13 protein-coding genes are annotated in these 14346 nt (G+C 70.2%); 8 read left to right on the forward strand and 5 right to left on the reverse strand.

Annotated elements, in window-relative coordinates; all coding sequences use genetic code 11:
- Window positions 1-5 precede the first annotated feature (5 nt).
- The 5 genes from BM349_RS05155 (at window position 6) to BM349_RS05175 (ending at window position 4853) form a co-directional block, all read left to right on the forward strand.
- Entirely contained in the window at window positions 6-506 is a 501-nt protein-coding gene (locus BM349_RS05155; RefSeq protein ID WP_091703915.1) for a DUF3817 domain-containing protein, read from the forward strand.
- A complete protein-coding gene (guaA, locus tag BM349_RS05160; protein WP_091703918.1) occupies window positions 503-2086 on the forward strand; it encodes a glutamine-hydrolyzing GMP synthase in 1584 nt (527 codons plus the stop codon). The genes BM349_RS05155 and guaA overlap by 4 nt, the downstream gene beginning before the upstream one ends.
- A gap of 40 nt (window positions 2087-2126) precedes the next feature.
- Entirely contained in the window at window positions 2127-3539 is a 1413-nt protein-coding gene (locus BM349_RS05165) for a glycosyltransferase (protein WP_254773732.1), read from the forward strand.
- 85 nt (window positions 3540-3624) lie between these two features.
- The gene (locus BM349_RS05170; RefSeq protein ID WP_091703922.1) at window positions 3625-4269 is read left to right on the forward strand and encodes a ClpP family protease; all 645 of its coding nucleotides are present in this window, start codon (window positions 3625-3627) and stop codon (window positions 4267-4269) included.
- On the forward strand, window positions 4266-4853 hold the full coding sequence (locus tag BM349_RS05175; RefSeq protein ID WP_091703926.1) for a ClpP family protease: 588 nt from the start codon (window positions 4266-4268) through the stop codon (window positions 4851-4853). The genes BM349_RS05170 and BM349_RS05175 overlap by 4 nt, the downstream gene beginning before the upstream one ends.
- Before the next feature lie 61 nt (window positions 4854-4914).
- Here BM349_RS05175 and BM349_RS05180 read toward each other — a convergent pair whose 3' ends face one another.
- The 4 genes from BM349_RS05180 to BM349_RS05195 form a co-directional block, all read right to left on the reverse strand.
- Window positions 4915-6156: a DNA polymerase domain-containing protein gene (locus BM349_RS05180; RefSeq protein ID WP_091704989.1), complete on the reverse strand. Its 1242-nt coding sequence runs from the start codon at window positions 6154-6156 to the stop codon at window positions 4915-4917.
- Window positions 6157-6218: 62 nt separating this feature from the next.
- Complete coding sequence (locus tag BM349_RS05185) at window positions 6219-6563, reverse strand: helix-turn-helix domain-containing protein (protein ID WP_091703929.1); 345 nt, start codon at window positions 6561-6563, stop codon at window positions 6219-6221.
- 63 nt (window positions 6564-6626) lie between these two features.
- Entirely contained in the window at window positions 6627-8654 is a 2028-nt protein-coding gene (locus BM349_RS05190) for an alpha/beta fold hydrolase (RefSeq protein ID WP_091703933.1), read from the reverse strand.
- Between the two features lie 102 nt (window positions 8655-8756).
- On the reverse strand, window positions 8757-9680 hold the full coding sequence (locus tag BM349_RS05195; protein WP_091703936.1) for a Bax inhibitor-1/YccA family protein: 924 nt from the start codon (window positions 9678-9680) through the stop codon (window positions 8757-8759).
- 166 nt (window positions 9681-9846) lie between these two features.
- Here BM349_RS05195 and BM349_RS05200 point away from each other — a divergent pair, with 166 nt between their 5' ends.
- Entirely contained in the window at window positions 9847-10857 is a 1011-nt protein-coding gene (locus tag BM349_RS05200) for a glycerophosphodiester phosphodiesterase family protein (protein WP_091703939.1), read from the forward strand.
- A gap of 7 nt (window positions 10858-10864) precedes the next feature.
- On the opposite strand, the gene BM349_RS05205 is transcribed toward BM349_RS05200, so the two are convergent.
- Window positions 10865-12577, reverse strand: coding sequence for an IlvD/Edd family dehydratase (locus BM349_RS05205; RefSeq protein WP_091703943.1), 1713 nt, complete (start codon window positions 12575-12577; stop codon window positions 10865-10867).
- Window positions 12578-12633: 56 nt separating this feature from the next.
- Between BM349_RS05205 and BM349_RS05210 the strand changes: the two genes are divergently transcribed.
- Together BM349_RS05210 and BM349_RS05215 are read left to right on the forward strand one after the other, a co-directional pair.
- Window positions 12634-13449 carry an IclR family transcriptional regulator gene (locus BM349_RS05210; protein WP_217645652.1) on the forward strand — a complete coding sequence of 272 codons (816 nt, stop codon included), beginning with the start codon at window positions 12634-12636 and terminating at the stop codon, window positions 13447-13449.
- Window positions 13446-14342, forward strand: coding sequence for an SMP-30/gluconolactonase/LRE family protein (locus BM349_RS05215; RefSeq protein WP_091703949.1), 897 nt, complete (start codon window positions 13446-13448; stop codon window positions 14340-14342). The genes BM349_RS05210 and BM349_RS05215 overlap by 4 nt, the downstream gene beginning before the upstream one ends.
- The last annotated feature ends 4 nt before the right edge of the window (window positions 14343-14346 follow it).

A 14346-nucleotide genomic window follows, 5' to 3' on the forward strand; every position in this document is an offset into this window, starting at 1 on the left:
GGCGCATGCCTCCGGCCCCGAAACTCGCCTCGTTCCCGGCCATCCGCGGGGCGCTGAGGTTCTACCAGATCTGCTCGGTGATCACCGGCACGATGCTGCTGCTCCTGTGCGCCGAGATGCTCGCGAAGTACGTGCTCGGGTACGAGCTGTTCCTCGGCGGGTCCGGTGGTCTCCTCTGGTTCGCCCCGGTCGTCGAGACCCCGAACGGCCTCGAGTCGACCGGCGACGGGTTCAACCTCTCGCTCGGCATCCTGGTCGCACACGGCTGGTTCTACGTCGTCTACCTCTTCGCCTGCTTCCGCGTCTGGAGCCTGATGCGGTGGCGCTTCCCGCGCTTCCTGCTGCTCGCTTCGGGCGGCATCGTGCCCCTCCTGTCGTTCTTCCTCGAGGTGCGCGTCGCCCACGAGGTGCGCGCCTACCTGAAGACCCGGGAGGATGCCGAGCTGCACTCGCGCGCCGAGCACTCGTCCTTGACCCAGGCCATCCCGACGGAGAACAAGCGTTGACCGAGCAGACCGAGACCTCCCAGCGCCCCGTCCTCGTCGTCGACTTCGGCGCGCAGTACGCACAGCTCATCGCGCGGCGCGTGCGTGAGGCCGGGGTCTACAGCGAGATCGTGCCGCACACCGCGACGGCGGGGGAGATCGCCGCGAAGAACCCGGTCGGGCTCATCCTCTCGGGCGGTCCGTCGTCCGTGTACGAGCCGGGCGCCCCTGCGCTGGACTCTGGCGTGTTCGACCTCGGCGTGCCGACCCTCGGCATCTGCTACGGCTTCCAGGTCATGGCCCAGGCGCTCGGCGGCGAGGTCGCCAACACCGGCCTGCGCGAGTACGGAGCGACGGATGCCGCGCTCACGGGCGACGGCGGCGTGCTGCTTGCCGGCCAGCCGGCCGCCCAGAACGTGTGGATGAGCCACGGCGACCAGGTCTCGAAGGCGCCCGAGGGCTTCGATGTGCTCGCCTCGACGTCGGCGACCCCGGTCGCGGCGTTCGGCAGCGACGAGCGCCGGATGTACGGCGTGCAGTGGCACCCCGAGGTGAAGCACACCGACTTCGGGCAGCGCGTGATCGAGAACTTCCTGCATCAGGCGGCGGGGCTGCCCGCGGACTGGAACAGCGGGAACGTGATCGCAGAGCAGGTGGCCCGCATCCGCGAGCAGGTCGGCTCGGGTCGCGTGATCTGCGGCCTCTCCGGCGGCGTGGACTCGGCGGTCGCCGCGGCGATCGTCCACGAGGCGGTCGGCGACCAGCTCGTCTGCATATTCGTCGACCACGGACTGCTGCGCAAGAACGAGCGCGAACAGGTCGAGAACGACTATGTCGCCTCCACCGGCGTGCGGCTCGTCACGATCGACGCGCGCGAGCAGTTCCTCACCGCGCTCGCCGGAGTGAGCGACCCCGAGCAGAAGCGCAAGATCATCGGGCGCGAGTTCATCCGCTCGTTCGAGGCCGCAGAGAAGACGCTCGTGCTCGAGGCGGCAGCCGACGGTGAGCCGATCCGCTTCCTCGTGCAGGGGACCCTGTACCCCGACGTGGTCGAGTCCGGCGGCGGCACCGGCACCGCGAACATCAAGTCCCACCACAACGTCGGCGGCCTGCCCGAGGACCTGCAGTTCGAGCTCGTCGAGCCGCTGCGCACCCTCTTCAAGGACGAGGTCCGCGCGATCGGCAGGGAGCTGGGCCTGCCCGAGGTGATCGTCGGCCGTCAGCCGTTTCCGGGCCCCGGCCTCGGCATCCGGATCGTGGGCGAGGTCACCGCTGACCGTCTCGAGATTCTGCGTGACGCCGATGCGATCGCGCGCGAAGAGCTGACCAGGGCGGGCCTGGACGGCGAGATCTGGCAGTGCCCGGTCGTGCTGCTGGCCGACGTCCGCTCGGTCGGCGTGCAGGGGGACGGGCGCACCTACGGGCACCCCATCGTCCTGCGCCCGGTCTCGAGCGAGGACGCGATGACCGCGGACTGGACCCGCCTGCCGTACGACGTCCTCGCCCGGATCTCCAACCGCATCACGAACGAAGTGCGCGAGGTGAACCGGGTCGTGCTCGATGTGACCAGCAAGCCGCCGGGAACGATCGAGTGGGAGTGAGCCAGCCGTAGAGCCGGCCTTCGCGGGGCAGGATGGAACCGTGAACGTGAAATCGCACGCCGAGTTCCCGGACGCCGAGTACGTCGTCCTCTCGAGCAGGCTGATCCCCGATCGGGACGGAGGGTACGCCCTCGCGACGCTCGCCCGGGCGCGGCAGATGGCCGCGGCAGGCGTCCACGGCGGACTCGGGCCGCTCCTGCTCACCCTCGACCCCGGGACGCCTGCGGAGCACGCGCAGCATCGCGCGGCGTTCGCAGGGCGCGACCTGGTGGTCGACCCGCATCGGATGCGCAACCTCTTCGACGAGGCGGGCGGGTCGCACGGCGGGGCGGCGGGATGGCTGCGGACGGCGGCGCACCCGGGCGAGCCCGATCCGGCCCTCGAGTACCGGATGATCGAGGATGCCGCAGGGCGGCCGATGGTCGGGCTGCCCATCATCGCGGGGGACCCCGATTGGCACGTCACAACCGCTCCGATCGCCGTGTACGACGAGCGGCATGCGGTTGCGGGCGTCGTCGACGGGTTCGGCGCCCTCTACCGCGCCTGGCTCGAACACGTCGTGGACGGGCTGCGGGCGGGGGATGCCGACCGTCCGGTCGTCGTCGTCTGCGAGTCGCGGCAGCTCGGCGAGCTGCTCGCCGGCTGGGATGACCCGGCGCTGCGCCTCGTGCACGCGATCCACACGATCCACCTCGAGCCCCCGTTCACGCCTGACGCGTCGCTCAATCCGCTGTGGTCGCGGTGGTTCACCCTCGCCGAGCGCTTCGACGCCGTGCTGTGGCCCACCGCCGCGCAGCGGTCGGATGTGCAGGACCGGTTCGGCGCCTCTCCCGTGCATGTCGTGGTGCCGAACGCCGTGCCGGCCGCGGCATCCGTCACGCCCCTGGCGGCGCGGGTTCCCGGCCGCGTCGTCATGCTGAACAGGCTCGCGCCGGGCAAGCGGATCGACCACGCGATCCGGGCCTTCGCCGCCGTGATCGAGGTCGTGCCGGAGGCGACGCTCGACGTGTTCGGCGACGGCTCGGAGCATGACCCGCTGCAGCGCCTGATCGACGAGCTCGGACTCGACGCGCACGTCGTGCTGCGTGGACTCACCGACGATCCCGGGCGTGAGCTGGATGCCGCATCCGTCTTCCTCTCGACGTCGGCGTTCGAAGGCCAGGGGCTGTCGATCGCCGAGGCGCTCGCGCACGGCTGCCCGGTCGTCGCGTACGACGTGCGGTACGGCCCGGGCGACCTGCTCGCCGCAGGAGGAGGACTGCTGGTGCCCGACGGCGACATCGACGCGCTCTCGGCGGCGATGGTCGAGCTGCTGACCGACATCGAGCTGCGGGCGCGCCTCACCGCCGAGGCGGTCGCCGCCGCGCGCGCCGTGCACCCGGAGCACGCGATGGACGCGCTGGCCCAGGCTGTCGCGGACGTGCTGGCTCGTCCGTCTCGACGCACGACCTGACGCTTCGAGGCCCGTGCCGCTGGCGGCGGATCCGCTGGCGGCGGATTGCGCTGCGGGAGCGCGCCTCCCCGCGCACGCTGGGGTCATGGCAGATGACGGAAAGATCCCGCAGTTCGGAGCCGAGGCGCGGCGCGAACTGTTCCACCAGCGCGTGCTCGTGCTCGACGGCCCGCTCGACGACGACAACGGCACGATGATCGCGACGCAGCTGCTCGCGCTCGCCGCCGAGGACGAGGCATCCGACATCGCCCTGTGGATCCACTCGCCCGGAGGCTCGGTGCCGTCGATGCTGGCGATCCGCGACGTGATGCGGCTGATCCCCAACGATGTCGCCACGCTCGCCCTCGGGCTGGCCTGCAGTGCCGGGCAGTTCCTGCTGTCGGCCGGGACGAAGGGCAAGCGGCGTGCGCTGCCGCACGCGCGGATCCTCATGCACCAGGGTTCCGCCGGGATCGGCGGTTCGGCGGTCGAGGTCGAGGTGCAGGCCGACGACCTGCGCCACATGCGCGACACGGTGCTCGGACTGATCGCGCAGGACACGGGCCAGCCCGTGGAGCGGATCTTCGAGGACTCGCTGCACGACCGCTGGTACACCGCAGCGCAGGCGCAGGAGTACGGATTCATCGACGGCACCGTCACCGACTTCGCGCAGGTGGTGCCGCGGCGGCGGCGGCCGGCTGGACTCGGCCTGGGTCTGCCGGATGAGCGTGCGACGGAGGTGGCGGCATGAGCGGCTACACGATCCCCAATGTCGTCTCCCAGCATCCGCGGGGCGACCGCATCATGGATGTCTACTCGCACCTGCTGACCGAGCGGGTCGTGTACCTGGGCACCGCGATCGACGCCGGCGTCGCGAACGCGCTGATCGCCCAGCTGCTGCACCTGGACGCCGACAGTCCCGAGCGGGACATCCAGCTGTACATCAACTCCGAGGGCGGCGATCCGAGCGCGATGCTCGCGATCTACGACACGATGCAGCACGTGCGGCCCGACATCGCGACGACGTGCGTGGGGCAGGCCATCGGTGTGGGTGCGGTCATGCTGGCCGCCGGGGCGGCCGGCAAACGCGCGGTCCTGCCCCATGCCCGGGTCGTGCTGCATCAGCCTGCGGGGCAGGGCCGCGGTGCGATCCCCGACCTGATCCTGCAGGCCGACGAGCTCGTGCGGGTGCGCGGCGAGGTCGAGCAGGTGCTCGCCCGCCACACCGGACAGGATGCCGCGAAGCTGCGCGTCGACACGGATCGCGACCGCGTCTTCACCGCGGACGAGGCGGTCGCCTACGGCCTGGTGGATCGGGTGCTCGCCGAGCGGTGAACCCCCGCACGGGCGTTTCGCCTCGGCGCCGGCGCTCCTCGCTCGACGACCGGGACGGGACTCAGTCGGCGGGCCTGCCCGGCCAGGTTCTGCCTGCCCACGGATCGTAGTCCGCGAGCAGGTCGCCCTGGGGTGGGCGGGCATCTTCGGGCACGTGCTGGAGGTTGATCCGCACCCGGTACCAGAGCGAGCTCGAGCCGCGCATGCCGTCCACGAGCGTGTCGGCGGGGTGCAGCGACGCCACGACGTCGGGATGCTCCGCCTTCCACTGCTCGAGCACCTCGAGCGCCTCAGGCTTGGTCTTCGTCCGGGCGATCTCGATGAGCGGCATCGTGGACGCACGGCGGCCGGAGCCGTCACCGCCGCGTGGCGGCTTCTCGGCGGGACCGAGCTCCTTCGCCAGCGCGAGCAGCGCGTCGAGCGAGCCGACGGCGTCATCGATTCCCTCGTGCGGGTCGCCGAGCTCCGCGAATCTGGCAGGGACGGTGAGAGCCGTGAACTCCTCGGGGCGGCGGACCCTCACCTCGCCCCAGTCCAGCGGCGTCGACACGCGGGCATCGGGAAGCGGCCGGATCGAGTAGGCCGAGGCCACGGTCCGATCCTTCGCGTTCTGATTGAAGTCGACGAACACGCTCTCGCCGCGCTCCTCCTTCCACCACCGCGCGGTCGCGAGTCCCGGCGCGCGGTTCTCTACCTCGCGCGCCAGGGTCTCGGCCGCCAGCCGCACCTGTCGGAAATCCCATTCGGGCGCGATCCGCACCAGGATGTGCAGCCCGCGAGAACCGGAGGTCTTCGGCCAGCCGACGAGACCGACGTCGTCGAGCACCTCGCGCGCGACGTACGCGACGTCCACGATCTGCGACCAATCCACGCCCGGCATCGGGTCGAGGTCGACGCGCAGCTCGTCGGGATGGTCGAGGTCCTCCGCGCGGACGGGATGCGGATTGAGGTCGAGACACCCCAGGTTGACGACCCACGCCAGGCCCGCGGCATCCCGGATCACCGCCTCCTCAGCCGACGTGCCCCGCGCGTAGTGCAGGGTCGCGGTGTCGATGAAGTCGGGGTGGTTCTCCGGCACGCGCTTCTGGAAGAACGCCTCCTGATCGATGCCCTTCACGAATCGCTTGAGCACCATCGGCCGCCCGCCCGCACCTCGCAGCGCGCCGGGCGCAACCGAGAGGAAGTACTGCACGACATCCAGCTTGCTCAGCCCGGCCTGCGGGAAGACGACCTTGTCGGGGCTCGAGACGCGGACTTCGCGGCCGCCGACCTCGACCGTGGTGTCTTTGCGCGCAGGACTCACGTTCGCCACGCTAGCGCGGGAGCGGATGCCGCGGCCACGGCTCGCCGACCTCGGGGAAGCGGTCAGGCGACGAGCGAGAGCCCGACCTGGCCGCCGACCGCGGGACGGTCTGCGGTCCGCATGCGGAGCTCGTCGACGACCGCGGCGGTCAGGTCGACGAGCGTGACTTCGAGCGCCCCGGCGACTGCGGCGATCATCTCGCTCGAGGGCTCCTTGAGGCCGCGTTCGATCTCGGACAGGTATTGCGGCGACACCCCGGCGCGCTCCGCCGTGTCGGCCAGCCGCTCCCCGCGGTCGTGCCGGATGCGGCGCAGCTGGTCGCCGAGCGCGTCGCGCCACAGCGGCTCGAGGGCAGGGGCGGGTCGCCTCGTCGGCAGCGGGATGAGCTCCGCCGTTCGTGCATGCATGCGCTCACGATAGGACGCGGAGGATGCCGCATCCGAGCTGTTCCGCTCAGAGCAGAACGGGGCTCACAGCATGAGCAGTCCGCGAGCGAGCAGCCAGAGGGCGAAGCCTGCCGACGCCGCCGCCGACACCGACAGGACGACGCGGTGGAACAGACTGCCCTCCTCCTGCATCCAGGCGCGGACCAGCGACACGATCAGCAGGATCGTGGCCGCGAGCGCGACGAACGGCACCACGAGCAGCGGCCACGCGCCGCTGGGGAGACCGAAGGCGACGATCATCGGATCCGCGTTCAGCAGGACGAGGGCAAGTCCGCCCGCGGAGGCGAGGTTCAGACCGGCCGACGTCGCCGCGACGAGCACCAGACCTCCGGGGGCGTCGCCGCGGCGACGGCCGAGCCACCTCAGGGCGTAGATCGCCGCGTACACGAGGGTCGCGGCGAAGATGAGGACTGTCGATCCCGCGATCATCATCTGGAGCGGATCGCGATCCCGAATGAGGTCGCCGTCGAGCCGGGAGATCGACGACATCGGATGGATGGCCTCGCTCGTGAGGAAGTCGGGGCTCGACATCGCGTCGATGCACGATGCGTCCGGCGGCGTGACCGGATCCTGCAGGAACTGCTCGGCGATCCACGCGGCGCAGTCATCGACGCCGTCGGTCCACACCACGCCGTGCGCCCGGCCGGGGAAGGTGTACACGTGGGGGAGCGCTAGCGTCTCGGCGGTCGACTCGGCGAAAGCTGCGGGCGTGACCGGGTCGTACTGGCCGGACATGAGCAGCGTCGGTATCGCGCTGGAGACGGGCAGGTTCTCGGTCGGGGGCAGCGCGGGCACCGCCCAGAGCTCGCAGTCCGCGCGGAATCCGTCGGAGAGCGAGTAGTGGGCCAGCAGCTCATCCGCGGCGATTGCCGCGGCGATGCGCGCGTCGTCGTTGAACGGCGCTTCTTCGGCGCAGTCGATCGACAGCTGCAGACCCTCGCCCGCCCCGTCCGCGTCGTCGACGATGCGCTGTGCCAGGGGGATCGCCGCCTCGACCTCGCCAGCGGCCAGCCGATCGATCACATACGGAACCACTGGCAGGACGCTCGCGTCGGAGAAGGCGCTGACCAGGCCGTCGACGAGGTCGGTGTCGCTCAATCGAACCCTGAGCGGGGAGCCGTTCGCGGGGTTCTTCACGGTGACCGAGAGGGGTTGCTCGGCCGCGCCCGCGAGCACCTTCCTGAGGGACTGCTCCAGGTCGGGATACCGACGACTGCACTCCGCGTGGGCTGCGCAATCCGCCAGCAGTGTGTCGACGGAGGCCGTGAAGCCTGCCGGGGTGTCCTCGTACCGATTGATCTGCGGCGCGTAGACGCCGTCGAGGATCACCGCGCGCAAGCCCTCCGGCCGATCGCGCATCGCCGTCAGCGCCAGCCGCGAGCCGTACGACGCTCCGTACAGATTCCACTCGTCGTACTCGAGCGCCGCCCGGAGGTCTGCGAGGTCGGCTGCAGTCTCCGCGCTCGTGTAGGCGGTGAGATCGATGCCCTCCGCGATGAGCCGCTCGTGACACTTGGTCAGCTGCTCGGCGCGTCGCTCGAGCGCCGCATCACCCGAGAGGAGCGTCCCGTCGACCACGAAGTGCTCGATGTCGAGTTCGGGGCAGTCCAGCGTGGGCTTCGCATGGGCATCGCCGCGCTGCTCGATGAGGATGACGTCCCGGTCTTCGCCCGCCCAATCGGCGTCATCCAGGAAGTACCGCAGAGCGTCGAGGCGCCCCATGCTCGACGCGCCGGACGTCGGGAAGACGAGCGGGTCGGAAGTCGTCGGCGCGCGGCCGGCGATGATGGTCACCGGAAGCTGGAGTGTCTTCTCCGGGTCGGCCTCCGGAGACCGGCGCTCGGGCACGGTGAGCATTCCGCATGTCACGCGCTGCTGGTCGTCGGCGGGCACGTCGGCCGTGCACTCGCCCTCTTCGAACGCGTCCTCCGGTGCAGGTGCCGAGACCTGGGGCTCGCCGGCTGCGGCGAGGGCGGCAGTCGGCGCGAAGAGGGTCAGTGCCAGCGCGCAGAGGACCGTCGATGCAGCGGTGAGCGCGCGCGGCCCGGCCATAGCGTCACGATAGCGGCGAGGCAGTGCTGCTGACAGCCCTCGCGTCACGAATGACGAAGGGGGCCACCCTTTCGGATGACCCCCTTCGTGCAGAACGGGTGACTAGTTCGAGCCGCGGGCGATCGCGAGGATGCGCAGGATCTCGATGTAGAGCCAGACGACCGTGACCATGATGCCGAACGCACCCAGCCATGCGAACTGACGCGGAGCGCCGTTGCGGACGCCCTGCTGGATGTTGTCGAAGTCGAGCACGAGCGAGTACGCGGCCATGATGACGACGAACACGCCGATCAGGACGCCCCAGGGGATGCCGAACAGGAAGCTCGGCTGGCTGGCCAGACCGAACGCTCCACCGGCGATCGGGACGTTGAAGAACATCAGCCCGAGGTTGATGAGCGAGAAGACGAGGTAGCCGATCATCGCGATCATGAAGATCTTGGTGGCGCGCTTGGACGCTCGGATCTTCCCGCTCGCGAACAGCGCGAGGGTCACACCGACGACCACGAGTGTCGCCAGGGTCGCCTGGACGACGATGCCCGGCCAGATGAACTCGAAGAACGCCGAGATTCCGCCGACGAACAGGCCCTCGAATGCGGCGTACGCGAAGATCAGCGCGGGGCGCACCTTCTTGCGGGAGCCGAAGATCACTGCCAGCGAAAGGACGAATCCGCCCAGGAGGCCGACGATCCACGGGACCAGGGTCGGGCTGGGGTTGGTCGGCGTCACGGGAGCCATGGTCCACAGCCAGCCGCCGACGGCGGTGACCAGGAGCACGGCGAACAGGCCGACGGTCTTCCAGACGGTGTCCTCGACGGACATGCGGTCGGTCTCGATCGCACCGGCGGCCGGAGCGGCGTACATGCCCTCCAGGTGCGCCTGGGCAGCGGCATCCGTGCCCGCGGCCTGCGCGGTCGCGAACTGCGTCTGCCCGCCGAGGCTGGCGGCGTTCTGGCCACCCGGGTAGGACTTCACGGCTTTCGCGTCCTGGAAGGCGGGGTTGTCGAATGCGGGGTTTCTGAGGGCCACGGCTCTCACACTCCAAGGTCAAGGGTTTCACAGCGCTGTGCTGTGCATCCACGATATCCGACCGGGGGTGATCCTTCGCGGGTTCGTGCTGTGAGAGGGCTTTGAGCGGGTGCTGCGATCGGATGCCGCCGCCTGCGCCCTGATGACCCGCGGGTAGCCTGAAACGGTGCCGCGGACCCGTCCTCTCGTGATCGGACACCGCGGCGCGCCCGGATACCGCCCCGAGCACTCGCGGTCCTCCTTCGATCTCGCGTTCGCGATGGGCGTGGACGCGGTGGAGCCCGATGTCGTCGTGTCCAAGGACGGCGTGCTGGTCGTCCGGCATGAGAACGAGATCTCCGGCACCACGGATGTGGCGGATCGCCCCGAGTTCGCCGACCGGCGCGCGACGAAGACGATCGACGGCGCCGAGCTGACCGGCTGGTTCACCGAGGACTTCACGTGGGACGAACTGTCGACCCTGCGATGCCGCGAGCGGCTGCCGAAGCTGCGGCCGAGCAGTGCGTCGTTCGACGACGAGCAGCCCGTCCTGAGCCTTCGGGACGTGCTGGACCTCGTGCGAGCGACCTCGCTGGAGCAGGGACGTGAGCTCGGCGTCGTGCTCGAGATCAAGCACGCCACGTACTTCGAAGTTCTCGGATGGGACCTCGCGCAGCTCGTCGAGTCGGAGCTGGTCGCGGCGGGCTGGGCGCGCGGGGAGCTGCCGCTCACGATCGAGGCGTTCGAGTCGACTGTGCTCGGCCGCCTGCGCGAGCGCGGCATCCGAGGAACGTACGTGTACCTGCTCGAGGCCGCCGGTCGTCCCTTCGACATGGTCGCCGCGCTGGGGAAGGCCGCGCCGACCTACAAGGAGACCGCGCGTCCGGCGGGGCTGGACCGTCTCGTCGGCGCGGTGGACGGAATCAGCGTCGACAAGCGGATGATCCTCGCGCCCGACAAGCTCGGCAGGATGACAGGTCCGTCGCCGCTGATCGCCGACGCCCACGCCCGGGGTCTGCGCGTCTTCACGTGGACATGCCGTCCGGAGAATGCGTTCCTGGTCGGCCAGTACCGCGCCCGCGGCGGTCCCGCCGCGTTCGGCGACTACGAGTCGGAGTGGACGGTGATCCGGGACGCCGGCATCGACGGCGTCTTCGTCGACCACGCCGACCTCGGAGTCGCGTTCTTCAAGGGCTGATCGGGACTCAGTGCGATTCCCGGCTCACCGCCGAGCCGCTCGCACCGCGCAGGAAGTCCAGGTCGGCGCCGGTGTCGGCCTGCATGACATGGTCGACGTACAGGCGCTCCCAGCCGCGTCGGGGGTCGGCGAAGGCTTCGACCATGGCGTCGGCGGGTCCGCGGGCTCCGAGTTCCTCCGGCGTGAGTTCGACGTCGATGCGGCGCCCCCGCACGTCGAGACTGATCCAGTCACCGGTGCGGATGAGCCCGAGCGGTCCGCCGGCCGCTGCCTCGGGCGTCACGTGCAGGACCACCGTGCCGTAGGCGGTGCCCGACATCCGGCCGTCGCAGATGCGGACCATGTCGCGGACGCCCTGCTCGAGGAGCTTCTGGGGGAGCGGCATGTTGGCGACCTCCGGCATCCCGGGATATCCCATCGGCCCGCACCCGCGAAGGACGAGCACGCTGTCGGCGGTGACGTCGAGATCGGGATCGTCAATGCGGGCGTGGAAGTCCTCGATGCTGTCGAACACCAGCGCCGGGCCGCGGTGCTTCAGCAGGTGCGGCGAGGCCGCGGCGGGCTTGATCAGCGCGCCGCCCGGGGCGAGGTTGCCCCGCAGCACCGCGATGCCGGCATCCCGCTGGAACGGTGTCGACCGGGCGCTGATGACGTCGGCATCCCAGCTCGGCGCGACCTCGAGGTAGTCGACGAGCGGGCGGCCCGTGATCGTGAGCGCGTCGGGGTCGAGCAGGTCGCGGACCTCCCGCAGCACGGCGAGCAGGCCGCCCGCGCGGTGGAAGTCCTCCATCAGGTGCGTGCCCGCCGGCTGGAGGTTCACGAGCAGCGGCACGGATGAGCCGATCCGGTCGAAGTCATCGATCGTCAGCTCGATGCCGAGTCGGCCTGCGATGGCGAGCAGGTGCACGACGGCGTTTGTGGATCCGCCGATCGCCGCGAGGGCGACGATCGCATTGTGGAACGATCCCTCGGTCAGGAACGTGCTGGGCCTTCGACCCTGGGCGACGAGTTCGACGGCGAGGCGTCCGGTGAGCTGTGCCGCTTCGAGCAGCCGCGCATCCGGGGCTGGCGTGCCGGCGACGCCGGGCACGATCGTCCCGAGCGCCTCGGCGACGAGCGCCATCGTGGAGGCGGTGCCCATCGTGTTGCAGTGCCCGGCGCTGCGGATCATCGACGACTCGGAGCGCAGGAAGTCCGCTTCGCTCAGCGTGCCGCCCCGCACCTCCTCACTGAGCCGCCACACATCGGTGCCGCAGCCGAGGGCGACGCCGCGGAACGTGCCGGTGAGCATCGGTCCGCCCGGCACCACGACGGCCGGGATGTCGACGGATGCCGCCGCCATCAGCAGGGCGGGAATCGTCTTGTCGCAGCCGCCGAGCAGCACGACGCCGTCGATCGGGTTGGCGCGCAGCATCTCCTCGGTCGCCATCGCCGCCATGTTGCGCCACAGCATGGCGGTGGGCCGCACCTGCGTCTCGCCGAGGGAGACCACGGGCAGTTCGAGGGGGATGCCGCCCGCCTCGAGGATGCCGTTCTTCACTGACTGCGCGACCGTCGTCAGATGCGCGTTGCAGGGGGTGAGGTCGGATGCGGTGTTCGCGATCGCGATCTGCGGCCGGCCCGTGAACGCGTCGTCCGGGACGCCGCGACGCATCCAGGCGCGATGGATGTAGGCGTTGCGGTCGTCTCCTGCGTACCACTGGTTGCTGCGAAGCTCCATCGCCCAGATTCCAATTCTCGAAACGTTGGTCTACTCTGTGGAACACGATGAATTCTATGCCACAGACTCTCGATGCGACTACAGCACCGACGTCGGTCGGTGTCGAGAGCGACGAGGGCAGACTCGTCGGCTCAGATCGCGTGCTCGCGGTGCTGGGTGAACTCTCCAGGCACCCGGCGGGTGTCGGACTGGACGAGTTGGCGCGCATCATGGGCAGCCCGAAATCATCGGTCCACCGAGGATTGGCGTCTCTGCGTCGAGCCGGCCTTGCGGATCAGGACGATCGCGGCCGCTACCTGCTCGGCGACGAGTTCGTCCGCATGGCATTCGCCTATCACGAGGCGCGTCCCGATCAGGTGCGCGTGCGTCCGGTGCTGGAGGAGCTCGCCGCCCGATTCGGCGAGACGGTGCACTACACCGTGCTGGACGGGCGCACGGTGGTCTACCGCGCGAAGGTCGATCCGCCCACCGGCGCGGTGCGGCTGACCTCCACCGTGGGCGGCCGCAACCCCGCGCACTCGACCGCTGCCGGAAAGCTGCTCCTCTCATACCGGCTGCAGACGCGCTCGGATGTCGCTGCCTGGGCGGCGGAGGAGCCGCTCGTTCGCCGGACCGAGCGCACGCACACCACTGCCGATGCGCTGCAGCCCGAGTTCGAACTCATCCGCGGCCGCGGGTTCGGCACCGACGATCAGGAGAACGAACCGGGCGTGAACTGCCTCGCGCTGCCGGTGTTCCTGACATCCCCCTCCGCTCCCTCCGGCGCGGTGAGCGTGAGCGCGATCGCCTACCGGACCCCGATGACCGAGCTGATCTCCCGGGTGGATGACGTGCGCCTGATCATCGGCGCCCTGGGGGCTCCGGTCCGATGAAAGCGACCCCCGCATCAGAACGCGCCTTCGTGCTCGGCGAGGGACCGCTCTGGGACGACCGCACCCAGGCGCTGCTCTGGGTCGACATCCAGTCCCGACAGGTTCACCGCGGGACACTCATCGGCGAACGCATCGAGCCGTCGGCGACCATCGGATTGCCCGCCACCGTCGGAGCGGTCGCACTGACCGAGCGGGACGACCGCTGGCTGGCGGCGGTCCACGACAGGCTCATGCTGATCGGTCCGACCGGGCCACTCGCCCACACCCCGCCCTGGTTCGACGGTGCCGTCAGGAGGTTCAACGACGGGCAGGTGGACCCCACTGGCCGCTTCGTCGTCGGAACCCTCCGCCTCGAAGGCGGCTCCACGACCGAGAAGCTCCTGCGCGCCGACAGCCGGGAGGTGACGGTCATCGATGACGACCTCACCCTGTCGAACGGACTCGCCTGGTCGGCCGACGGATCGCGCTTCTACAGCATCGACACGATCAGCCGGACGATCCGTGTGCGCTCCTACGACCCGATCGGCGACGCGATCGGCGACTGGTCGGTGTTCGCGACCCTGGACCGCGGCTATCCGGATGGGATGTGCATCGACGCCGATGACCATCTCTGGGTGGCGGTGTGGGGCGGAGGTGCCGTGCTCCGCTTCTCGCCGGAGGGCGCGATCGTCGATCGCATCGAGGTCGCGGCCCCGCACACCTCGAGTGTGACCTTCGCAGGCCCCGAACTGGATGTCCTCGTCATCACGACCGCCCGCGAGGAGCTCACCGCACAGCAGCTGCGCGAATTCCCGCGGTCGGGGTGCCTTTTCACCGCCACGCCCGGAGTCCACGGAGTTCCGGTGCGCCGGGTGGCGGCATCCGTCATCGACCGCCTCTTCCCCACCCTCTGATCAG

This window comes from Microbacterium sp. cf046 (assembly GCF_900114345.1).
GTDB lineage: Bacteria > Actinomycetota > Actinomycetes > Actinomycetales > Microbacteriaceae > Microbacterium.

Coding starts and splice junctions, on each gene's coding strand:
- BM349_RS05155 (WP_091703915.1), top strand. CDS start 6: ATGCCTCCGGCCCCGAAACTCGCCTCGTTCCCGGCCATCCGCGGGGCG.
- BM349_RS05170 (WP_091703922.1), top strand. CDS start 3,625: ATGGCAGATGACGGAAAGATCCCGCAGTTCGGAGCCGAGGCGCGGCGC.
- BM349_RS05175 (WP_091703926.1), top strand. CDS start 4,266: ATGAGCGGCTACACGATCCCCAATGTCGTCTCCCAGCATCCGCGGGGC.
- BM349_RS05185 (WP_091703929.1), bottom strand. CDS start 6,563: ATGCATGCACGAACGGCGGAGCTCATCCCGCTGCCGACGAGGCGACCC.
- BM349_RS05190 (WP_091703933.1), bottom strand. CDS start 8,654: ATGGCCGGGCCGCGCGCGCTCACCGCTGCATCGACGGTCCTCTGCGCG.
- BM349_RS05205 (WP_091703943.1), bottom strand. CDS start 12,577: ATGGAGCTTCGCAGCAACCAGTGGTACGCAGGAGACGACCGCAACGCC.
- BM349_RS05210 (WP_217645652.1), top strand. CDS start 12,634: ATGCCACAGACTCTCGATGCGACTACAGCACCGACGTCGGTCGGTGTC.
- BM349_RS05215 (WP_091703949.1), top strand. CDS start 13,446: ATGAAAGCGACCCCCGCATCAGAACGCGCCTTCGTGCTCGGCGAGGGA.